19 protein-coding genes and 1 pseudogene are annotated in these 21,836 nt (G+C 61.5%); 18 read left to right on the top strand and 2 right to left on the bottom strand.

Going from position 1 to position 21,836, the window contains the following annotated elements; all coding sequences use genetic code 11:
- The first annotated feature begins 282 nt into the window (after window positions 1-282).
- From HB778_RS20085 to HB778_RS20035, 13 genes are all read left to right on the top strand, one after another.
- A complete protein-coding gene (locus HB778_RS20085) occupies window positions 283-465 on the top strand; it encodes a Flp family type IVb pilin (RefSeq protein ID WP_183456330.1) in 183 nt (60 codons plus the stop codon).
- 98 nt (window positions 466-563) lie between these two features.
- Entirely contained in the window at window positions 564-746 is a 183-nt protein-coding gene (locus HB778_RS20080; protein ID WP_183456328.1) for a Flp family type IVb pilin, read from the top strand.
- A gap of 124 nt (window positions 747-870) precedes the next feature.
- The gene (locus HB778_RS42815; RefSeq protein WP_280515920.1) at window positions 871-1,005 is read left to right on the top strand and encodes a hypothetical protein; all 135 of its coding nucleotides are present in this window, start codon (window positions 871-873) and stop codon (window positions 1,003-1,005) included.
- Window positions 996-1,163, top strand: a complete 168-nt coding sequence (locus HB778_RS41525; protein ID WP_244661528.1) for a hypothetical protein — start codon at window positions 996-998, stop codon at window positions 1,161-1,163. The genes HB778_RS42815 and HB778_RS41525 overlap by 10 nt, the downstream gene beginning before the upstream one ends.
- Window positions 1,141-1,923, top strand: a complete 783-nt coding sequence (cpaB, locus tag HB778_RS20075) for a Flp pilus assembly protein CpaB (RefSeq protein WP_244661527.1) — start codon at window positions 1,141-1,143, stop codon at window positions 1,921-1,923. Before HB778_RS41525 ends, cpaB begins: the two co-directional genes overlap by 23 nt.
- Window positions 1,924-1,998: 75 nt before the next feature.
- A complete protein-coding gene (locus HB778_RS20070; protein WP_183456326.1) occupies window positions 1,999-3,444 on the top strand; it encodes a type II and III secretion system protein family protein in 1,446 nt (481 codons plus the stop codon).
- The gene (locus tag HB778_RS20065) at window positions 3,431-3,736 is read left to right on the top strand and encodes a hypothetical protein (protein WP_183456324.1); all 306 of its coding nucleotides are present in this window, start codon (window positions 3,431-3,433) and stop codon (window positions 3,734-3,736) included. Before HB778_RS20070 ends, HB778_RS20065 begins: the two co-directional genes overlap by 14 nt.
- Window positions 3,737-3,813: 77 nt before the next feature.
- Window positions 3,814-5,316 carry a TadE/TadG family type IV pilus assembly protein gene (locus HB778_RS20060; protein ID WP_183465150.1) on the top strand — a complete coding sequence of 501 codons (1,503 nt, stop codon included), beginning with the start codon at window positions 3,814-3,816 and terminating at the stop codon, window positions 5,314-5,316.
- A 5-nt stretch (window positions 5,317-5,321) separates the two neighbouring features.
- Window positions 5,322-5,864, top strand: coding sequence for a TadE/TadG family type IV pilus assembly protein (locus HB778_RS20055; protein ID WP_244661525.1), 543 nt, complete (start codon window positions 5,322-5,324; stop codon window positions 5,862-5,864).
- A gap of 2 nt (window positions 5,865-5,866) precedes the next feature.
- Window positions 5,867-6,502 carry a TadE/TadG family type IV pilus assembly protein gene (locus HB778_RS20050; protein WP_183456320.1) on the top strand — a complete coding sequence of 212 codons (636 nt, stop codon included), beginning with the start codon at window positions 5,867-5,869 and terminating at the stop codon, window positions 6,500-6,502.
- A complete protein-coding gene (locus HB778_RS20045) occupies window positions 6,499-7,662 on the top strand; it encodes an AAA family ATPase (RefSeq protein WP_183456318.1) in 1,164 nt (387 codons plus the stop codon). Before HB778_RS20050 ends, HB778_RS20045 begins: the two co-directional genes overlap by 4 nt.
- On the top strand, window positions 7,646-8,236 hold the full coding sequence (locus HB778_RS20040; RefSeq protein WP_183456316.1) for a L,D-transpeptidase: 591 nt from the start codon (window positions 7,646-7,648) through the stop codon (window positions 8,234-8,236). Before HB778_RS20045 ends, HB778_RS20040 begins: the two co-directional genes overlap by 17 nt.
- Window positions 8,233-8,808, top strand: coding sequence for a hypothetical protein (locus HB778_RS20035; protein WP_183456314.1), 576 nt, complete (start codon window positions 8,233-8,235; stop codon window positions 8,806-8,808). The genes HB778_RS20040 and HB778_RS20035 overlap by 4 nt, the downstream gene beginning before the upstream one ends.
- A 139-nt stretch (window positions 8,809-8,947) precedes the next feature.
- Here the strand turns inward: HB778_RS20035 and HB778_RS20030 are convergent, their stop codons facing one another.
- Window positions 8,948-9,484, bottom strand: coding sequence for a hypothetical protein (locus HB778_RS20030; RefSeq protein ID WP_183456312.1), 537 nt, complete (start codon window positions 9,482-9,484; stop codon window positions 8,948-8,950).
- 457 nt (window positions 9,485-9,941) lie between these two features.
- On the opposite strand from HB778_RS20030, the gene HB778_RS20025 reads away from it, so the two are divergent.
- The 4 genes from HB778_RS20025 to HB778_RS20010 are packed head-to-tail and all read left to right on the top strand — an operon-like array spanning window position 9,942 to window position 15,528.
- Window positions 9,942-11,390 carry a TolC family protein gene (locus tag HB778_RS20025; protein WP_183456310.1) on the top strand — a complete coding sequence of 483 codons (1,449 nt, stop codon included), beginning with the start codon at window positions 9,942-9,944 and terminating at the stop codon, window positions 11,388-11,390.
- Between the two features lie 40 nt (window positions 11,391-11,430).
- Window positions 11,431-13,563: a type I secretion system permease/ATPase gene (locus tag HB778_RS20020; RefSeq protein ID WP_183456308.1), complete on the top strand. Its 2,133-nt coding sequence runs from the start codon at window positions 11,431-11,433 to the stop codon at window positions 13,561-13,563.
- A gap of 44 nt (window positions 13,564-13,607) precedes the next feature.
- Entirely contained in the window at window positions 13,608-14,897 is a 1,290-nt protein-coding gene (locus HB778_RS20015; RefSeq protein ID WP_183456306.1) for an HlyD family type I secretion periplasmic adaptor subunit, read from the top strand.
- Complete coding sequence (locus tag HB778_RS20010; RefSeq protein ID WP_183456304.1) at window positions 14,887-15,528, top strand: ribbon-helix-helix domain-containing protein; 642 nt, start codon at window positions 14,887-14,889, stop codon at window positions 15,526-15,528. Before HB778_RS20015 ends, HB778_RS20010 begins: the two co-directional genes overlap by 11 nt.
- Before the next feature lie 80 nt (window positions 15,529-15,608).
- On the opposite strand, the gene HB778_RS20005 is transcribed toward HB778_RS20010, so the two are convergent.
- Window positions 15,609-16,553, bottom strand: a complete 945-nt coding sequence (locus HB778_RS20005; RefSeq protein WP_183456302.1) for a transglutaminase-like cysteine peptidase — start codon at window positions 16,551-16,553, stop codon at window positions 15,609-15,611.
- 322 nt (window positions 16,554-16,875) lie between these two features.
- Between HB778_RS20005 and HB778_RS20000 the strand changes: the two are divergent.
- Window positions 16,876-21,300: pseudogene (locus HB778_RS20000) on the top strand (beta strand repeat-containing protein); the annotation flags it as partial.
- Between the last annotated feature and the right edge of the window lie 536 nt (window positions 21,301-21,836).

Genomic DNA, 21,836 nt, shown 5'->3' with positions numbered 1-21,836 from the left:
AATATGCTACGTCACTAAAATAGGGGCCGCTAAATTAGCAGCGCATCACAATTGTGAATGAATGGTTAAGAACGCTTGAAAAATTAGACGAATCAAGCTCTTGCTGAATTTTAACGGCACGCTGAACTCGAAAGTTCATGTATTGGAAAGTTAAGGAACCATTAATCCCGTTTGACTCCGCAATTTCTCGGGACCTAGGATCGAGGTGACGGGGGATGCTGGGTATGGGGTACATCCTTGGCTCTGTCTCGTCGGGTTCAAACTCCAAAGGGAGAAATTGACATGAAGAAGCTCATGACGATGACCCGGCAGTTCCGCGATGACGAAAACGGCGCTGCCATGGTCGAGTACACGGTACTGCTCGGCATCATCACGGTAGCGGTGATCGCCACCGTGATTTTGGTCGGCACCTGGGTCGCCGGCAGATGGACCGCGCTGAATACGGCCCTTGCGGCAGCAGCGTAATTCACTGGCGGGCCCGAGCCGAAAGGCCTGGGCCCGCCGCTCTCACCGGAAGGTCGAATGACCTCGTCGGGTTCAAACCTCCAAATGGAGTAATGGGCATGAAAAATTTCATGACGATGGCCCGGCAGTTCCGCGACGATGACACCGGCGCTGCCATGGTCGAATATACAGTCTTGCTCGGCATCATAACGGTGGCGGTAATAGCAACCGTAATTTTGGTCGGCGCATGGGTCAGCGGTCAATGGACCACACTTAACTCGAATCTTACCGCGGCCGCTTAGCGATATTCTGGCAGGCCTGAGCAAAAACACTTGGGCCCGCCTCTTTTCAACCAGAGACAGGCGACCCTTGGGGGGCACGTAGTCGAGCGAGTGGGTTGGGGTTATGCGCGCTAATACCGTTATCATGATTGTTCTCGCCGGCGTGTTCGGCGTCCTGGCGGTGGTGCTCGCCAATATCTGGCTGGCCAACCAGCGCAGCGCGATTGCGCAGACGAATGATGTCCAGCGCGATACGGTCGTGGTGGCGCGGTGGCGCTGAAGTTCGGCGACACGCTGTCCGCCGACAAGTTGCGCGAAGTCGCATGGCCGGCGGGCGCGGTTCCGGCCGGTGCCTTCAAGACAACGGAAGAACTCTTGACGAAAGACGTTCCCCCGGCGGAGCCCCAAGCAGGCATTGCAGGCGATCGGCGTCAATGAACCCGTGCTCACCACCAAGATCACCGGCCCGGGCCAGCGCGCCACGCTTTCGGCGGTGCTCGGCGACGGCATGAAGGCCGTGTCCATCCGCGTCAATGACGTGCTGGGCGTCGCCGGCTTCGTCTTCCCGGGAGACCGGGTGGATGTGCTGCTGACGCGGACGGTGCGAAGCAACGATGGCGCGGATCAGAGTTTTGTCGACGTGCTTTTGCAGGGCATGAGGGTGCTCGCCGTCGACCAGGTGGCCGACGAAAGCAAGGACAGCCCGACCGTCGTCAAATCGGTAACGCTCGAGGCCAGCACCAAGGACGCGCAGAAGCTGACCCTGGCGGCGGGCGCCGGCCAGTTGTCGCTGGCGCTTCGCCAGGCCGCCGCCAGCAAGGGCGAAGCGACCGAGCGCGTGACGCTTTCCGACCTCACCGGCGAAATGCCGGCTGACGTCGCCAAAAGGCAAGCGGAACTCGCCAGGCAGGCAGCAGCCGATGCTGCAGCCGCAGCCGAACGTCAGAGCGCGGAAGACGCTCGTAAGCGCGCGGACGAAAAGATCGCGGGACTGGCCCAGGCCGTGGACCGCGTGGGAAACAAGCTCGATGAGCTGAGCAAGGTCAAGCCGCCGGCTCCGATCGTGGTATCAGCCCCGGCGCCGGAGGTCACGAAGGAAGTGGTCAAATACGTCCAGCCGGAGCCGCCGGCGCGGGCAACTGTCGGCGTCTATCGGGGGATAACGCTCGAATCTTATGAAGTGCCGCGACAAAAATAATAAGCTAGAATGTCGCGAAGCATGGCTGCCGTTGGCGGAAGCAAGGCTGCCGGTGGCGGAAGTAGGGAGATGGGGATGCGGGGGGTTTGGGTGAGATTGGTCGGTGCCGCGCTATCCTGTATGGCGACTCTGTTGACGTGGAGTCTGGCGGCCGATGCAGCCGACCGCTTCATCGACGTGTCCAATCCGAGTGTCCACCGTATTTTCCTGCCCACGTCGCAATCGGTGACGATCCAGGTGAGTGCCAATCTCGGCGATATCGTCGTCGGCGACCAAAAGATCGCTGATGCCCAGCCGATGACCGACCGCACCCTCTATGTCATCGGCAAGAGCGCCGGCACCACCACCGTCAATCTCTTCTCGCCCGACAAGCGCTCGCTCGGCGTCATCCAGATCGAGGTCGGCGTCGACGTCAGCGACATGGCGCAGGCGATCCGTCAGGTGGCGCCGAAGTCACGCATCGAAATCGGCTCGATCAACGGCAGGGTCAGGCTCGGCGGTCATGTCAAGGACGGCGCCACGCTGGCAGCCATCCTGGAAGTGGTGAAGCAATATGGCCCCGACGACATCATCAATTCCGTCACGGTCGACGACAGCCAGCAGGTCAATCTGGAAGTGCGCGTGCTGGAAGCCAAGCGCAACGCCGGCCGCGACCTTGGTGTCTCGATCAGGAGCACGAACAGCAGGGGGACGACCCGAACCGGGACGGGCGTTGCGGCTGTCGACCGTGACAATGTGGTTCTCGGACCGGGCGATCTGCTCTCCGGCCTGCTCTCAACCAGCAACCCGTTTGCAGCACTGATCACCCGCGTCATCGACAACAACATCAAGGTCGATCTGATCATCGAGGCGCTTGAGGCCAAGGGCGCGGTGCGCACGCTTGCCAATCCCAATCTCACCACGCTCTCCGGCGAGCAGGCAAGCTTCAACGCGGGTGGTGAAGTCCCGATCCGAACTCTCGACAAGAATGGCGAGATAAGCATTGTCTACAAGCAATTCGGCGTCAATCTCCTGTTCACGCCGGTGGTACTTGACGACGGCAAGATCCACATGAACCTGGCGCCGGAAGTCAGCGACCTGAACGGCTTCACCACCGCTGGCGACCCGATCTTCACCAACCGCAAACTGTCCACCGTCGTCGAATTGCGTGACGGCCAGAGTTTCGCAGTTGGCGGGCTGCTGTCCAGCAGGACCACCAAGCTGCAGAACCAGGTGCCATGGCTCGGCCAGGTGCCGGTCATCGGCACGCTGTTCCGCAATTCGAGCAACCAGAAGGAGGAGACCGAACTGGTCGTCATCGTCACGCCGCATATCGTGCGGCCGGTGAAGCCAGGCGAGCAGTTGGCGACACCCTTCGACAAGACACGGCCCGCCAATGATCCGGAATTCTTCGTGCTCGGTCAGCTCGAGGTGAACAAGGACATGATCCGGAAATATGAAACCGGCGACGGCGTCACCGGCCCCTATGGCCACATGCTGAACTTCAAATCGAAGGACAAGATGCTCTATGTCAAGAAATAGCGCCTTCGTCCTCATTCTGTGCACCGGCCTGCTGGCGGGTTGCGCCGCGGACTATCTGAATCATTACGATTCGGTGACTTTGGCCGCCGGCGACTCGCAGAAGTTTAATTCGCTGCTGCAGACAGTCGACCCGCTCAATCCGGCCTCGAGGAACACGCACATAGAAGGTGACGGCCAGCGCGCCGCTACTGTGGCTCAAAACTACAAATTTCCACCACCGCCGCCGCCACCACCTGCCATCACGGTCAATGTCGGCGGGGCGGGGTCGGCTGTGACGACGACGACGCAGTAAACTGAAACAGAAGGATGCGGTTTCAGCGCGCCAGGCCAAACGAGGAAACCTGGCGTCAGGGAGCAAAGAGTAAGGCCATGCTGCGAACCATTCGCGCGTTCTGGCACGATCAAAGGGGAATAGCGCTGATCCTCGTCAGCGTTACACTGCCGGCGCTCATCGGCTTTTCGCTACTGGCGATCGACATGAGCCGGGTCAACAATTTGCAAAACGACCTGCAGAAGGGCGCCGATGCCTTCGCGTTGGCGGGAGCCGCCGAGCTTGATGGCTTGCCCGGCTCATGGGCCAGAGCCGAACGCGCCATGGCGACACTGGTTGCCAACAATGCCGCTTTCTCAACCGTTGGCACTAATGGCCGGTTCACTTTGACTTCCGGGCAACCAGGCGGCACCGCACGATGCAACAGCGCCGGCAACATTTCGTGGTGTTTCCTAAAGACCATACCCGCGTCGGACGGAACTCTGGTCACCAGCGCAAACTATGCCAACGCAACGCAATCTATCGGCGAAGATGAAACCGCCTTCATTGAAGTGAAGGTCACGCCGACCGGTTTCGCCGCGATATTCCCAGCGTCGTTTCTGACGGGCAATTCGGCCAGTAACGGCTTCAACGTTGCGGCCACGGCGGTCGCCGGATTCACGTCGGGCGTCTGCGATTACACGCCCGTTTTCATGTGCAACCCGTATGAGGACACAACCATCACCGGCGGCGTTACGCTGGAACAGGCTGCACAAACCAGGCAATACCGTCGCCGCCAGATCCTGCTGCGCGGAGACGGATCCTACTTTCCCGGCAACTTCGCTTTCCTGGCTTCTCCGTTTGGCAACGGCGCCAACCAGCTCGAAAAGATGCTCGCCGACTCCAAGCCGCAGAATTGTTATTCGCGCGACGGCGTCGACACCGAGCCGGGACAGAACGCTGGCCCTGTCGAGAACGGCATCAACTCGCGCTTCGGCATCGATTCGTCAAGCTACTCGGACGGACCTGCGGTCAATGTGCGCAAGGGCGCCAAAAACGGCAGCCAGTTCGTCAAGAGTAACAAGGTCGACTATGAAACAGACCCGACAAAGGGTGTCGGGCTTGAGCGCGATTCGTGCCAGATCGCCGGCAACTGCACCATGATGGGCGGCCGCATGGGCGCTGGTGACTGGAATTTCGCGCGCTACTGGGCCGCCAATCATCCCACACGTGCCGTGCCAGCGGCTCTATCGGGAACCGGCGCCAATCTCCCGACGCGTTATGAGGTCTATCGCTACGAGATCGACAACAATATCTATCAGGACGCTGCAGTCGGTGGCGAAACGGGTATCCCGCCTGCGGCGGCAGGCACCCCGATCTCGATCCCAGACCGCCGGTTGCTTTACGGCGCAATCCTGGACTGCAATGCGCTTCAGGCTTCAGGCACGAATTTCAACGGCCGCCAGACGGGCATTCCGGTAAGGAGATTCGGCAGCTTCTTCATCACCGAGCCGATCAAGGACGGTAAGAATATCTACGTCGAGTTGGTCGACATCACCGGCAAAGGCGGCAACGGAACGCTCGACAACTACCTGCGCGACGAAGCGCAGCTCTACCGGTGACCGCGATGTTCAAGATGCTGTCCCGATATCTTGATCGATTTCGACACGACCAGCGCGGCGCGGTGATTGTCGAGATGACACTGATCACGCCGCTGATGCTGGTCTTGTCGGCCGGGGTGTTCGAATTCGGCAATCTGATCCATGACAAGCTGCTGATGGAGGCCGGGCTTACAGACGCCGCTCGCTTTGCCGCGCGCTGCAACAGTCAGTTGTATACCGACTCCGGGCTGGCGGCGATCAACTGTGCCACCATTGCCGCGAACATCGCCGTCTACGGCAAGCCATCTGTAACCGTTGTCAATGGCGTAGTGACCGATACTCCGCGCGTCAGCGGCTGGCAGACATCGAATGTCACCGTGACGACGAACAACTCCTGCCAGGACACCGTGGTGGGCGGCGTTACCCAATATCGCTCCACCACCGCACAAGTCTGCACCGTGCGCGCGTCCGGTACCTACCCATACACCGGTGTCGGGATGCTGTCGTTCATCGGCATCAGTCCGATAACGCTGCAGGGCTCCCACGACGAACGGTTGATCCGGTTCTGACCATGATCCAGCGTTTCGCAAAATCGGAAGACGGGGCAGCGATGGTGGAAATGACCATCGTATCGACGCTGCTGTTCTCGCTTGTCCTGGGCTTCGTCGATTTCGGCTATGCGTTCTATCAATGGAACGCGGCTACCAAGGCGGTGCAGATCGGCGCGCGGCTGGCTTCGATATCGGATGCGGTGGCAACCAACCTCGCGACCGCGCCCCCGATCTCGTCTCCCGGCGCCCCGGTTGCCGCCGGCGCCTATGGTCCCTTCGTCTGCACCTACACCGCCGGCACGGGCGGCTGCAGCAACAGCGGCGGCTTCAGCGCCGCCAATTTCAGCCGCATCTTTCGTGGCGACACCGCAAACACCAATGACGATGTCTGCCCTGCGCTGGCGGCAAACCAGCGGCCGGGCATGTGCCACTTCTTCCCGGGCCTGCTGCGCAGCAACGTCGTCATCACTTACACGGCCACCGGCCTAGGCTATCAGACCCGGCTTAGCGGGCCGGTGCCGACAATCACCGTCAGCCTGCAGAACCGGACCTTCCAGTTCTTCTTCCTCCAGGGACTGATGGGTTTCGCCAACATCAACATGCCCTCCATGCTGAGCACGGTTACGGGCGAAGACATCAAGAGCACCTGGCCATGAATGCCATCAACACCAAGGTTCTGCCGACCAAGCGTAAGCAGGTGGCGCTGTTTTCATCGGATGCGAATTTCAAACGTGAGGTGGCGACACGGCTCGATGCGCTGGCGATCTATGACGTCAGGATCTCCGAGACGGATGACTTTCTCAAAGGCCCTCCCGCGGATACACGCCCGGGTATCGTCATTCTCGATCTCGGCAATGGCGAACTGCTCGGCAGGCCCGGCATCGTCGAGGCGCGCGCGCTGTGGGCATCGGTGCCGCTGATCGCGGTCTCCAACGAACTGTCGTCGGAACAGACGCGCGTGCTGGTGCGCATGAACGCCTCGGACTGGCTGCACAAGCCGCTCGACGGCAAGGAACTGCTCAACGCGGTGACCTTCCACGATACCGGCAGCCAGGGCACGAAAAGCCGCATCATCACCTTCATCAGTGCCAGCGGTGGCGCGGGCGCCACGACGCTCGCTTTGTCGGCCGCCGAATTCCTGGCGACGAAATCGGCCGAACGCGCGGCGTCAACCTGTCTGGTCGATCTCGATTTCCAGAGCGCCAATTGTGGCGCCTACCTCAACCTGTTCAACCAGTTCGACCTGGCAGGCATCATCGGCCAGCCGGAACGGCTCGATGTCGAGCTGATGGATGTCATCAAGCTTTCGCGTCCATCCGGTCTCACCCTCTATGCGTTCGAGAGGCCGCAACTGCCGTTCGAGCCGCAAGGCGGCGATTTCGTCTTCCGGCTTCTCGACCTTGTCGCCTACCGCTTCGACGACATCGTCATCGACCTGCCCAATATCGAAACGCCCTGGTACAATTCGGTGCTCTCGACCAGCGACGAGATCTTCATCGTCTTCGAACTCAACGTCGCGTCGCTGCGGCAAGGCAAGCGGCTCTATACAAAAATCCGCGAGTTGCGCGGCAATGCGGTCAGCGTCACGCTCGTCGCCAACAAGCACAAGCGCAAATGGTTTGGGAACCATTTTTCGCGCAGTGAACTCGAGAAGATCTTCAAGGCGCCGCACATCAAATCGGTTGCGCTGGACAACGCCCTTCTGACCGACGCCTTGAACCGGGCGATCCTGCCTTCCGAAGTGGACGGGCGGGCGCGCTTCAACAAGGATCTGAAGCGGATGTTCAAAGAGCGGCTCGATGACGCTGCCCGGTAGAGATGGAATCGTTCCCAGGCTGGCCGGGGCCTGCGTGCTCAGCCTGGCGCTGGCGCTGTCGGTCCAGGACTTCGCGCAGGCACGGTCGAGGCTGTCGGACCGGCCGCCGCTGCCGGCAATGGGCCCCAGCCTGCGCAAGGTGGTTGCCTTCACAACCACGGAGCAGCCGGGAACGATCGTCATCCGCAAGAGCGAGAAAGCGCTTTACCTGGTGACCCGCCAGGGCCAGGCACTGCGCTACCAGATCAGCGTCGGGCGCGACGGATTTGGCTGGACCGGGGTCGTCAAGGTCGGGGCCAAGACGGAGTGGCCGCAATGGCGTCCGCCCCGGGAAATGCGCGCCCGCCAGCCGGAACTGCCGGAGCTGGTGCCTTCGGGTCCCTATAATCCTTTGGGCGCGCGGGCGCTGTATTTGCTTCAGGACGGACACGACACGCTCTATCGTATCCATGGCACCAACGATCCCTCGGGCGTGGGATTCGACGGCACATCGGGCTGTTTTCGCCTGACCAACACGGACGTGATCGATCTTTTCAAGCGCGTGCCTGTAGGCACAAAGGTGGTGGTTCAATGACGACGATCAGCGACCCGCATGTGCCGGCTGTCTCCGCCGAGCCCATTGAACCGCAACTGCTCGACAGGGATGTGAGCCGGTCGCGGCTGGCCGTCGTGGTCGGCGTCGGGTTGACCCTGTTTGCCGTGCTGAACGCGACCGCCGCCATCTATCTCTATCGAGGCATTAGCGACCTGCGCACCGTGGAGGGACGTCTCGAGGAACTCGGCACGTTCGAGCAGCGGATCGTTGCCCGGCTCGACACGGTCAACAACGGTTTTCAAAGCCGATTTGAAAAGCTGGACAGCCAATTGCAGGGCAGTTTCAACGAAATCAACGGCAGCATAGCCCGGTTGGAACAGAACCCTTCTTCGGCGCGCGACGATAGCAGCACGAGCACGGCGGAACCCGTCGCTACCACCAGCACCGTGGCGGATGCATCTTCCAACAACAGCGATGTCGCGGCCGAACCCGCCGCTGTCGATACGCCACGACCACTCAAGCGCAAGAGCGCCGCGCCCCCTGCCCCCGACCCCTCTTACCAGCGAACGGAAACGCCGGACGGCAAGGTCTATTATCGCAAAATCAATTGAGGGGTGTCGGAGCGATGGTGAAACCCAGTGCGGCGGACTAGAGCAGTTCACCGTTTCACGGAAACGGTGAACTGCTCTATCTCTTTGTTTTGACGCAATTCCCAAGGGAAAGCGCTACACGGTTTTCCTGGAAATTGCTCTAAATATCCCGACTCAAAGTCATAAGACGCAAGGCCAGAGTCTCTGCGCGCAGTCGCGTTTCGCGAAGGAACGCGACATGACAATACGCGCAGGCCGCAAAGCCCAGAACGAGCACGAGGCTGTTCTGCCAGGTAAAGTCGACCCTCAGTGCGAATTGGAGGCCGTTGGACATCGGAAATGCCGCAACCGTGCTCGCCGTCTGCGAATGACTGCTGGAGGCGATCATCAGCCCGGCGAAAAGCAGCGCAACGTGATTAGCCAGGAAGAACGCGGCCGCCCGTCTCATGCGGCAAGCGCTCCAGCACACCATTGCCGCGGCAGCCAGGATGACGGCATCCAGGACCATCGAACCGCCGAGATACAGATCGACCTGTTGCCAGAACATCGCCGACGAGGGGCGCAGTTCAAGCCAGATCCTCCACATGGCAGGGCTGGCGGGATAGGCTCCGAGCAGCAGGGTCGCTAGTCGCTCGCCCGCCAAAATCATCAGGATGAAAGCTGGAAAAGCGAAGAGTAATATCGGCCTGCGCTTCATTTTATCCTCGACAATCTGGCATCAGCATAGATTGCAGAGATTGCGCGAGGCTTAACGGAAGTGCGTCATTACGACCGTGCTTGGGAGTTCATCCGGGCAGCCTGCAATTCAGCATCGGTCCTTCGTGCCGACGCGGCATGATCTTGGCCAGAGCGTCATCAATTTTCCATGGCCGCGTTTCGGCTCATGCCGGCTTCATGCGGTTCCGCTGGCTTTGAGCGGTTTGTGCGTCTGGACTTTTCCACACCGGGCGGCGTTTGGCTGAAGCCTCGGCGACCCCAATTTTGTGCCATTTTTGCTACATTTCCTAACCTTGTGGCCAAAATTCCTAATTTAGTTGCCTCTAAATTAATAATCGCTCACATATTTCTTGAAATTGTTGGATAATCCCCTGGACGGGCTCAAGCCTGGTTCAGCGCCCGAAAAGGGTGCGGGGGGAAACGTTGGGGCGGGTTAAATGAATACGACAAGCATCTCGGCTGTGGGCAGGCGCCTTGGTCTTTTGATGGCGGCAACAATGCTGACCTGCGCAAGTGCAAGCGCACTTACGCTCAAGGAAGCAGTGGCGGTTGCCGTCGAATCCAATCCCGAAATCGGCCAGGCCATAGAAAATCGCGAAGCAATCGAGTTCGAATTGCGGCAGGCCAAGGGGCTCTATCTTCCCAGCGTCGACCTGGAAGCGTCGGCTGGCGCTCGCCGTCTCGACAATTCCTCACGACGGGCGCTTTCCCTCGACGATGACAACCTATATCCGGCAGAAACCGATCTGACGGTTTCACAGACCGTATATGACAGCGGCGCGAGAAGAGCCGAGCTGAACCGTCAGGCCTCGCGCGTCGACGGCGCGTCGTTTCGTGTGCTGGAGCGGTCGGAATTCATCGGGCTCTCGGTCGTCCAGGACTACCTTGAATACATGCTTCAAGCTTCGATCGTGGCCGAGGCAAAGAAGAACCTGGGCTTCCATCAAGCAATTCTCCACGACATCCAGGAAGGCATTGCTGGCGGCGGGTTGAACGAAGCCGACCGGCAACAAGCCGAGGAGCGGCTGTTTGCCGCCAAGGCCCGCATGCAGGAAGCCTCGGAGGAGCTGGAGGCCTCGAGGATACGGTTCTTCAAGACCGTCGGGAAGCCGCTGACCAATGCATCGAGGCCGGCCGATGTTTCCGGCGCGCTGCCAAGGTCGCTGGACGATGCGATTGGCCTTGCGCGGGAGAGCAATCCGCGCGTCCATATGGCCAACAGCGATATCGCCGCGGCGGCCTCGCTGGTGGACGCGGCCCGGGCAAAATACGGCCCCTCGATCGTCGCTGAAGGCGTCGCTCGGGCTGGGTACGACATCGACGGCGACAATGGAGACACATCCGACCTGCAGGCACGCCTGGTGCTGCGGTGGAACCTGTACCGGGGCGGCATCGACAAGGCCAATGAACAGGAGCAGATCCGTCGCACGAGTGAGCAGCGGCTTGCGATGCATCAGGTGCTGCGGGAAATCGAAGAGGCCGTTCGCACGTCGTGGGATCGCCGCTTCCGGCAAGCCGACCTGGCAAAGACCCTGAAGCTGCAAGCCGCTTCCAACGAGAAGCTGGTCGCGTCCTATCGCGAGCAATTCAAGGTCGGTCAGCGCTCACTGCTCGATGTGCTGGATGCGCAGAATACGCGGTTCAACACGGCGACCCTGGCGGACACCGCATCCTACGCCTCACTGTTTGCCCAATATCGGCTTCTGGCGGCGACCGGGCAATTGCTGAAAACCATGGATATCCATCCGCCAAAGCAGGCCGCGGCCTACGCGCGAACCGAGTTCGCGGCACCGGAAACGGCCGACACCGAAACCTATGCGCGGACGCCTTCGGAACAGAAAAATGACCTGCCGTTCGATATCCTGGCACCGGTCAGGAAAAAGTAAGCGGATGTAAGGGTCGATCGAAAGTCCCTATGGGCGGATCGTGAACCAGCAACCCAACATCCTCTCCCCCAAGGAGGCGTTCAAGGCCTGCTTCTCGGCCATTGCCGGATATCTCGGCAGGCCGAGCGCGCAAACGGTGCTGTTCGCCGGCGTGCCGCTGTCGGACACGCGTATCGACATCGACGCCATCCGCCATATTGCCGAGCGCATCGGCCTTGAAATCGCCGAGTTCAGCCATCGTGACTTTCTTCGGGGGCGCGTCGACCTCCCCGCTATTGTGTTTCGCGTCAGCCAATTGCCGGTTGCCCTGCTGGCCGAAACCGAGGACGGCGCATTCACCACCGCTCCCCAGGAAGACGGTCGTATAGTCATCACGAGATCCGAGCTGGCCGCCAGCTACATCAGTGGCGGCGTCTCCTTCTCGATAACCTATGCCAACGCCGCCGAGGGGATGAACGTCGGTTCGGCGCCGAAGATCGAGCGGCGACATTGGCTGACGGGAACGATGGGGCCGTTCTGGCGCACCTATTCGAAGGTCATCCTGGCTGCAGTATTCATCAACATGCTGGCCATCGCCTCGCCGATCTTCACCATGAACGTCTACGACAGGATCTTGCCGAACAAGGCGATATCGACGCTCTGGGTGCTGTCGATCGGCATCGGCGCGGTCATCCTGTTCGACCTGCTTTTGAAGACCGCCAGGGCATCCCTCATCGACTACGCCGGGCGCAAGGCGGATCTGCGCATTTCATACTTGCTGTTCGAGAAAGTGCTGAATTCGTCCCTGTCGGCACGACCAGGTTCAACGGGCGAATATGCAAATCGGGTGACGCAGTATGAATTCGTGCGCGAATTCTTCACCTCGAACACCATCGGCGTGTTCATCGATACAGCCTTCGTCTTCATTTTTCTCCTGGTCATCTATGCGATAGGCGGCTGGCTGGTCATCATCCCTGCGCTGGCCTTCGTGGCGTCCGTGATCGTCGGACTGATCACGCAGCGGCGTATCGGCAAGCGTGTCGCGGCCTCGATGAACGAAGCCTCGCAACGGCAAGCCCTGCTGGTCGAATCCATCTCCACGCTGGAGACGATCAAATCGCTGCGGGCCGAGGCGTATCTGTTGCGAAAATGGGGGGAGCATTCCAAGAACGCGTCGAACACGTCCGAGAAGATCAAGCAGCTCTCGGCGGCCGCCGGCAACATAACGCAGGCCATCCAGCAGTTGGTCACGGTCGCCCTGATCGTGGCCGGCGCCTACGCCTTCTCGGAAGGACACGTCTCCACCGGAGCCATCATCGGCACCGTCATGCTGGCCAGCCGGGCGGTGTCTCCGCTCGGCCAGATCGCCATCACCCTGTCCAGGCTTCGCCAGGCCATGCTTTCCTTGCGCATGGTGAACTCGATCATGGCGCAACCGGAGGATCGCCCGGATACGGTGGGTTTCGTCAACCGACCGATCCGCAATGGCGCGATGATGTTCAGGAATGTCGGCTTTGTCTATCCGGGCTCCGAGAACGAGGTTCTTACCGGTCTGAATTTCTCGGTGAAGCCGGGAGAGCGGATCGGCATCATCGGCCGTATCGGCTCGGGAAAGACAACCATGGGCCGGCTGATCGGCAGGCTCTTCCTGCCGACATCAGGCGAGTTGCTGCTGGACGGGATCGACATCCGCCAATACCACCCCTCGGAGGTTCGCGCCGCGGTCGGGATCGTCGCACAGGCCAATGATCTGTTTTCGGGCACCATCAAGGAGAACCTCCTGATGGCATGTCCGGAGGCGACCGATGAGCAGATCGTCGAAGCGGCCAAGGCAGCCGGCGTCGACGATTTCGTCTCACGCCACCCGCGTGGCTACGACATGAATGTCGGCGAGCGCGGCACCAATCTCTCGGGCGGCCAGCGGCAGACGATGGCGATTGCCCGGCTGTTGCTGACCAAACCGAAAATCGTCTTCCTGGACGAACCGTCGGGATCGATGGACCTGGCTTCCGAGCGGCAGTTGATCAAGCAGCTCAAAGTGGCTTTCGACCGGAACACGACGCTGATCGTTTCAACGCACCGCTTCAGCATGCTCGAGCTGGCCGACCGTCTTATCGTCATCGAGCAAGGCAGGATCGTTGCCGATGGACCAAAGGATCAAGTGATACAGGCGCTGCAGAAAACAAGCGCCTGAGAAACAGACTTATTGAACGCATTCAATGCGTTGGGGTGTAGGATATGCTTGCAAGGGAAGACCGGCCGCCGCTTTTCGCGTCGGCGTCCTTGTTCATCATAGGGGCACTCTTTGTGTCTTCCGTCGCCTGGGCGTCCTTTGCCGAGGTCGACGAAATCGCGCGCGGCGACGGCAAGGTGATACCGGCTTCCAAAACCCAGATCATCCAGTCCAGCGAGCCAGGCGTGGTCCAGGAAATTGCCGTGACGATCGGGCAGGTCGTCAAGAAGAACGATCTCATCATCCGCCTCGACAACACGATGAACACATCCAGCCTCGGCGAGCAGCAGGCCAAGGCACGGGCGCTTCAGACGCGCATTGCGCGGCTGAAATTCGAACAGGGCGGCAATATCGAGGGTCCATTTCCGTGTCCGCCCGAAATCCAGAAGGTCGCCCCGGAAATCTGCGACAACGAGCAGAAGCTGCTCGTCGCGCGCCGCGACAACTTCCAGGTCAAGCTGTCGGTCCTCAAATCGCGTCTCGATCAGCGCCAGAACGAATTGGACGAAGCCAACGCCAACCTCGATCGCCTCACCAAGAATCTCGAAGTCAGCGACCGGGAAACGGCGCTGGTCGAATCCATGGTCAAGAAGGGGCTGATGGCCAAGACCGAGCAGATCCGCGTCGAGCGGGAGCAGACCGAACTGCATGGGCAGCTGAACCTCGCCGGTGAAACCATCAAGAAAGCCAAGGCGGCCATCGCCGAAGCCAAGCTTCAAGTCAACGAACTCGGCCTGCAGCTGCAGCAGGAGGCGCTGAGCGACCTGACGCAGGCGCTGGCCGATCTTTCGGTGGTCGACGAGACCATCCGCGGCGCCACCGACAAGGTGGCGCGCACGGACATCCGCTCGCCTGTCGACGGGATCGTCAACACGCTTGATATCAACACGGTTGGCGCTTTCGTGCAGCCCGGCGCGGTCGTGGCCGGCATCGTGCCGACTTCCGAGACGCTGCTGGTCGAAGCGCGGGTTTCACCACGCGATGTTGCCTTCATCCGGCCGGACCAGGACGCGCTGATCAAGATAACCGCCTATGATTTCTCGATCTTCGGCGGCATCGAAGGCAAGGTCTCCAACATCACCGCCGATAGCCTCGTCGACCAGAAGACGGGCGAGCCCTACTACCAGGTGCGCGTCGCAACCGAGAGGTCGACGCTGACGCGCGATGGCAAGACCTATTCGATCATTCCCGGCATGATCTGTTCGGTCGACATCAAGACCGGACACAAAACCATCCTCACCTATCTGCTGAAGCCGATCAACAAGGCACGCGAGGAGGCAATGAGTGAACGATAGCATCACCTCTCCTGCCGCCGATCGCGAGCGGCTGCTCCCACCCATGGCGACAGAGGATTTCGGGCTGGAGTTCCGCGTCGTGGCGCGTGGCGGCACGCGACGTGGCATTCGTCTGGAGCGGGCGTTCTGGACCTCGCTCAAGCAGATGGCCGAAAGCCGCAAATGCACGATCGGCATGCTGATCGACGAGATCGCCGAGAGCCATGCCAACACAGGAAACCTGACATCGGCAATCCGGGTGGCCTGCATGCGCGGACTGGCCGACGAAAACCAGACCTTGCGAAGGTTTGCGTCAATCAAGACGATCAACGCCATTCTGGTCGCCTGCCCGTCACCGGCCTTTGCGCTCTCATCGTCGAAGAGGATCCTGACCTTCAACGCGCCGTTCCAGCAACTGGTCAGGCGGCAATTGCCGGTGGCGCCAAGCGAAGATGCGCGCCACGACCTGAAGCTCGCGCTGGACCTCAATGTCGCTGACATATTCACCCGGCTCGACGCCAATGGCGAAACGCCGGTCGCCACCGGTTTCGTCATCGGCGCGGGCGATCGTCGCTACCGGGGGCAATTGAACGTGGTGCGGGCGCCGGTGCTCGAACCGGAGCTGCTGATGGCCTTCGTTTTCGGCGGTTGAAGCGCATCGCATGAATCCGCTTCGACGCGACGTATTTTAGAACGAAGTCGTCCCGGGTGCTTCGACTTGTCTTGGAACCGCTACGGCTGGAGGCCTTCGCCAGGGGCGACCGTGGCAAGACCGCCTTTGATGTCGGCGACCTGGGCCGCACCGGGCCTGGTGCCGTGGATCCACGCGCGGTCGGTGCTGAACGAATACAATGGCACGTAGTCGGGAAGATCGCTGTCGCGCGAGACCACGTTGCTCAGGCTGTCCAGAATGAAGACGCCGCTGCCGGTGCTGACGGACAGCACGGCATGAAAGAAACCACGCTTGCGATCCTGCAGAACGACGAGCGACATGCTCTGCGCCGGAATGCCGGCACGCAGCAGCGCCGCCATCTTGAGAATGGCGAAATCCTCGCAGTCGCCCGCCCGCCGCTCGAGAATTTCCGAAGGCTTCGCCCAGTAGTCGAGCTTGCCGTAAACCACGCTGTCCTTCTTGTAGGCGATCGCGTGGTTTATGCTTGAGTTGATGAAGGACAGCTTGTCGACAAACCGCTTGTCCTTGGCGGCATTGACGATCGCGGTGAAGATGCTGTTCTTGCCGTCACACCCACTGCCGGCGGAACAGTCGACGATTGCCTTGTAAACCGGCGCCCAACGGGCGGAAACCGGAAAATTGTGCATCGACAGTGCAACGGATCCGAACACGCCGGGAATGATCGCCGCCGTCTGAATGGGATCGATCCCGGCATTGTCCTGCGCCGTCGAGGAGCCGGTTTCCTGATCGATGCGAGCCGGACCGTAGCTGCCGAAAACCATGCCGATCCTGTAGGTCGAGGCAGGCTGCCAGGGCTGTGGCCGCAGCAGCGAAATACCGCCGAGAGCGGAAGGCGTTTCGACCTTCGCCAACAGCGAACCGGCCGGATCGATGCGTGCCGGTAAAGCGCTCGCGGACGATGGCTGCGGCAGGCTCATGATGCCGATCGCCAGCAGCAGCACTTTGACCCCGGTTGCCCCCAGAGCAGATTTTTCTTTTGTCATAACGCCCACCTTTGACTGTGGACGCTATCAATCCTGCCTCAAATTATTGGAAATGAAGGTGGATAAGTTTCCTGTACTTCACCTCTTTTATTTTGTGTAAAGTTTTATACAAGTTTATACTTCTGTTTACCAAGCGACCGGAGCCAACCCCCATCAGACAGACAGCATGCCGTCCCATGTATATCGGGTTATATGGTTCGAGTTTACCACGCGTAAAAAATGCTGAAGCCAGCATATCCGAATATATGAAACGGATTGCGGCATAGTTGCAAAGTAGAAGTGGTCACTGTCTGTTTCCGGGAAATGCCGGAGGGGTTTGGCTATGACCACCAGTAACGAATTGGACACCGTCTCTCATTCTTGGGACGAGCACTCCGAACACAACGGCCTGCCATCGCAGGCGCAGATCCAGGTCGCGGAAGCCAGCCCGGCGCAAAAGGCCGCCCCGGCCACTGAGCCGGTTCCCGTCGATGTCGGCAGCGGTACGCCCGTCAAACCGGAAGCACCCGCGGAGGCCAAGGCCCCGGCGGCAGCCGCGCCGCACGAATATGTGGCCGACGCCAGCAATGTGGTGAAGCTTCCAGCCAATGTCTCGATCGACAACATCAAGGTCGACGGCCACAACCTCGTCCTCGAGCAGGCGGACGGTTCGGTAATTGTCATCAAGGATGGCGCTCTCAACGTGCCGACCTTCATCATCGGCGACGTCGAAGTGCCGCGCGTTGCCTTGATCGCGGCGTTGGAAGCAAGCCATGTCGATGTCGCCTTCGGCGCCGACGGGTCGATATCGGCAGGCCCCGGTGGCTCAACCTCGAGCGCGGGCGGAGACTTCTCGGTTCCCCCCGGCGGCATCGGCGACGGGTTCGGCCTGTCGGCGCTGTTGCCGCCGACGGATCTGGCGTTCGGCCAGCCGGAGAACCGCGAACTGTTCCCGTCTCTTCTCAGGCCCAATTCCACGCCGTCGATCGGCGACCTGACGCCTGAGGTCGGCGGCGGTGACACTATCGTGTACGAAAAGGGCCTGACCTCGGCTCCCGACACCAGTGAGACCAACACCGGCACCTTCACCATCTCCTCCCCCGACGGAGTCGGCTCGCTGACGATCGCCGGTCAGGTGATATCGGGTGCCGCGCTTGCCAACAGCGCATCGACTCCGGTCAACATCACCACGCCGCTCGGCAGCACGCTGACCATCAGCGGTTACGACGCCAGCACCGGTCAGGTGAGCTATAGCTACACGCTCGTCCATGGCGTGGCTCACCCCGGCGCGGGCACCGATTCCATCTTCGACAACATGACAGTGACGGTGACCGACACCGATGGCGACATCTCGCCGCCCGGTACGCTGTCCGTCCAGATCGTCGACGACGTGCCGACGGCCCATAATGACGGTCCGTATGCGGTCGTCGAGGACGGTGCCAGCATTGTCTCGGGTAATGTGCTTGCCAATGACGCCTCGGGCGCCGACACACCCATGGCCTTCGTCGCCTGGTCGGGTGGCGACGCGGCGGCGATCACCGCGCTCAACACCTATGGCGCGCTGACGCAGAACAACGATGGCACCTGGAGCTATGTGCTCGACAACAGCAAGGCGGCAACGCAAGCGCTGACCTCGGCCAGCCATCTGAGCTACGACCTGCATTACACCATGACCGACGCCGACGGCGACACCTCGCCGGCAACGCTGACCATCACCATCGCCGGCACCGACGACAGCGCCACCGTGGTGACCGCCGCCGCCGGACAGGGCGCCGACAACACGGTCTTTGAGGCCGGTCTCAACCCGGACGGCTCGAACGCCGCCGCCAACAGCGAGACGAGCACCGGTTCCTTCACCATCTCGGCGACCGACGGCATCAAGGAGATCGTCATCGGTGGCACCACCTTCTCCATGGCCCAGGTGCAGGGCTTCAACGGCACGCAAACCGTCAACACCGGCGAAGGCGTGCTGACGCTCACCGGCTATACCGGTGACGCCCATTCGGGCACCGTCGCCTACAGCTACACGCTGACCGCAACCATCGACAATGACAGCAAGTTGCCGGCTCCCGGCGACAGCGTCGACGGTTCGGGCTTCAACGACAACGTCGCGCTCACCGTCAACGGCGTCGGCGGCACCACCGCCAGCGACAATCTCGTCGTGCATGTCGTCGACGACGTGCCGACGGCCCACAATGACGGTCCCTATGCGGTCGTCGAGGACGGCGCCAGCATTGTCTCGGGCGATGTGCTTGCCAATGACGCCTCGGGCGCCGACACACCCATGGCCTTCGTCGCCTGGTCGGGCGGCGATGCGGCGGCGATCACCGCGCTCAACACCTATGGCTTGCTGACGCAGAACAACGATGGCACCTGGAGCTATGTGCTCGACAACAGCAAGGCGGCAACCCAGGCGCTGACCTCGGGCAGCCATCTCAGCTACGACCTGCATTACACGATGACGGACGCCGACGGCGACACCTCGCCGGCAACGCTCACCATCACCATCGCCGGCACCGACGACAGCGCCACCGTGGTGACCGCCGCCGCCGGACAGGGCGCCGACAACACGGTCTTTGAGGCCGGTCTCAACCCGGACGGCTCGAACGCCGCCGCCAACAGCGAGACGAGCACCGGTTCCTTCACCATCTCGGCGACCGACGGCATCAAGGAGATCGTCATCGGTGGCACCACCTTCTCCATGGCCCAGGTGCAGGGCTTCAACGGCACGCAAACCGTCAACACCGGCGAAGGCGTGCTGACGCTGACCGGCTATACCGGTGACGCCCATTCGGGCACCGTCGCCTACAGCTACACGCTGACCGCAACCATCGACAATGACAGCAAGGTGCCGGCTCCCGGCGACAGCGTCGACGGTTCGGGCTTCAACGACAACGTCGCGCTCACCGTCAACGGCGTCGGCGGCACCACCGCCAGCGACAATCTCGTCGTGCATGTCGTCGACGACGTGCCGACGGCCCACAATGACGGTCCCTATGCGGTCGTCGAGGACGGCGCCAGCATTGTCTCGGGCGATGTGCTTGCCAATGACGTCTCGGGCGCCGACACACCCATGGCCTTCGTCGCCTGGTCGGGCGGCGATGCGGCGACGATCACCGCGCTCAACACCTATGGCTCGCTGACGCAGAACAGCGACGGCACCTGGAGCTATGTGCTCGACAACAGCAAGGCGGCAACCCAGGCGCTGACCTCGGGCAGCCATCTCAGCTACGACCTGCATTACACGATGACGGACGCCGACGGCGACACCTCGCCGGCAACGCTCACCATCACCATCGCCGGCACCGACGACAGCGCAACGGTGACGACCGCACAGGCTCAAGGGCCCGACAACACCGTCTTTGAGGCCGGCCTCAACCCGGACGGCTCGAACGCCGCCGCCAACAGCGAGACCGATACCGGTTCCTTCACCATCTCGGCCAGCGATGGCATCCAAAACATCGTCATCGGTGGCACCACCTTCACCATGGCCCAGATCCAGGGCTTCAACGGCACGCAAACCGTCAACACCGGCGAAGGCGTGCTGACGCTCACCGGCTACACCGGCGATGCTCATTCGGGCACCGTCGCCTACAGCTACACGCTGACCGCGACCATCGACAATGACAGCAAGGTGCCGGCTCCCGGCGACAGCGTCGACGGTTCGGGCTTCAACGACAGCGTCGCGCTCACCGTCAACGGCGTCGGCGGCACCACCGCCAGCGACAATCTCGTCGTGCATGTCATCGACGACGTGCCGACGGCAACCGCCGACATCGGCAACGTCAATGAAGGCGCCCTGCTGACCGTGACGGCCGCGGCCGGCGTGCTGGTCAATGACGTTGCCGGCGCCGACGGCGCCACCATCGACGGCGTGCGCGCCGCCGGCGGCAACACCACGACGCCCGTATCGGGCGGTGTCGGCACCGACATTGCCGGCCTGCACGGCACACTGCATCTCAACGCCGACGGCTCCTACACCTACCAGTCGACGGCCAACAACATCGCCGCCAACACCACCGACGTGTTCGTCTACACGCTCAAGGACGGTGACGGCGATCTGTCGACGACGACGCTGACCATCAACCTCACCGATGCCGGCCTCGTTGCTCCCGCCGACAATGACGTCACCGTCAACGAAGCCGCACTCGACACCACCACCAGCGGCGCCGACCTTGCGCACGGCACGGTGATCGGCTCGCTGCCAGGATCGACGGCCGAGACCGATGCCTCAAACCAGCTCAATGCGACCGGCAACTTCACACCGCTGACCTATCAGCTGGTCTCCGGCGGCAATGCCGCGACAGCCGGCATCTACGGCACCATCCAGGTCCACACCGACGGCAGCTATGTCTACACGCTGACCTCACCGGTGCATGGACCGGCAACCGCCGGAACCGACACCGTCAATGCGGCCGAGAGCTTCACCTATCAAGTCACCGACGCCAACGGCAACTCCACCACCGGCACCATCAACATCGCCGTCATCGACGATGTGCCGACAGCAACCGCCGACATCGGCAACGTCAATGAAGGCGCCCTGCTGACCGTGACGGCGCGCGCCGGCGTGCTGGTCAATGACGTGGCCGGCGCCGACGGCGCCACCATCGACGGCGTGCGCGCCGCCGGCGGCAACACCACGACGCCCGTATCGGGCGGTGTCGGCACCGACATTGCCGGCCTGCACGGCACACTGCATCTCAACGCCGACGGCTCCTACACCTACCAGTCGACGGCCAACAACATCGCCGCCAACACCACCGACGTGTTCGTCTACACGCTCAAGGATGGCGACGGCGATCTGTCGACGACGACGCTGACCATCAATCTGACCGATGCCGGCCTCGTCGCACCCGCCGACAATGACGTCACCGTCAACGAAGCCGCACTCGACACCACGACATCAGGCGCCGACCTCGCGCACGGCACGGTGATCGGCTCGCTGCCAGGATCGACGGCCGAGACCGATGCCACAAACCAGCTCAATGCGACCGGCAACTTCACACCGCTGACCTATCAGCTGGTCTCCGGCGGCAATGCCGCGACAGCCGGCATCTACGGCACCATCCAGGTCCACACCGACGGCAGCTATGTCTACACGCTGACCTCACCGGTGCATGGACCGGCAACCGCCGGAACCGACACCGTCAATGCGGCCGAGAGCTTCACCTATCAAGTCACCGACGCCAACGGCAACTCCACCACCGGCACCATCAACATCGCCGTCATCGACGATGTGCCGACAGCAACCGCCGACATCGGCAACGTCAATGAAGGCGCCCTGCTGACCGTGACGGCGCGGCC

It is taken from the genome of Mesorhizobium huakuii, from assembly GCF_014189455.1.
Lineage (GTDB): Bacteria > Pseudomonadota > Alphaproteobacteria > Rhizobiales > Rhizobiaceae > Mesorhizobium > Mesorhizobium huakuii_A.
The sequence above is the reverse complement of the archived record's forward strand: the minus strand, read 5'-3'. Positions and strand labels throughout refer to the sequence as shown.

Coding starts and splice junctions, on each gene's coding strand:
- HB778_RS20085 (WP_183456330.1), top strand. CDS start 283: ATGAAGAAGCTCATGACGATGACCCGGCAGTTCCGCGATGACGAAAAC.
- HB778_RS20080 (WP_183456328.1), top strand. CDS start 564: ATGAAAAATTTCATGACGATGGCCCGGCAGTTCCGCGACGATGACACC.
- HB778_RS42815 (WP_280515920.1), top strand. CDS start 871: ATGATTGTTCTCGCCGGCGTGTTCGGCGTCCTGGCGGTGGTGCTCGCC.
- HB778_RS20070 (WP_183456326.1), top strand. CDS start 1,999: ATGCGGGGGGTTTGGGTGAGATTGGTCGGTGCCGCGCTATCCTGTATG.
- HB778_RS20065 (WP_183456324.1), top strand. CDS start 3,431: ATGTCAAGAAATAGCGCCTTCGTCCTCATTCTGTGCACCGGCCTGCTG.
- HB778_RS20060 (WP_183465150.1), top strand. CDS start 3,814: ATGCTGCGAACCATTCGCGCGTTCTGGCACGATCAAAGGGGAATAGCG.
- HB778_RS20055 (WP_244661525.1), top strand. CDS start 5,322: ATGTTCAAGATGCTGTCCCGATATCTTGATCGATTTCGACACGACCAG.
- HB778_RS20050 (WP_183456320.1), top strand. CDS start 5,867: ATGATCCAGCGTTTCGCAAAATCGGAAGACGGGGCAGCGATGGTGGAA.
- HB778_RS20045 (WP_183456318.1), top strand. CDS start 6,499: ATGAATGCCATCAACACCAAGGTTCTGCCGACCAAGCGTAAGCAGGTG.
- HB778_RS20040 (WP_183456316.1), top strand. CDS start 7,646: ATGACGCTGCCCGGTAGAGATGGAATCGTTCCCAGGCTGGCCGGGGCC.
- HB778_RS20035 (WP_183456314.1), top strand. CDS start 8,233: ATGACGACGATCAGCGACCCGCATGTGCCGGCTGTCTCCGCCGAGCCC.
- HB778_RS20030 (WP_183456312.1), bottom strand. CDS start 9,484: ATGAAGCGCAGGCCGATATTACTCTTCGCTTTTCCAGCTTTCATCCTG.
- HB778_RS20025 (WP_183456310.1), top strand. CDS start 9,942: ATGAATACGACAAGCATCTCGGCTGTGGGCAGGCGCCTTGGTCTTTTG.
- HB778_RS20015 (WP_183456306.1), top strand. CDS start 13,608: ATGCTTGCAAGGGAAGACCGGCCGCCGCTTTTCGCGTCGGCGTCCTTG.
- HB778_RS20005 (WP_183456302.1), bottom strand. CDS start 16,553: ATGACAAAAGAAAAATCTGCTCTGGGGGCAACCGGGGTCAAAGTGCTG.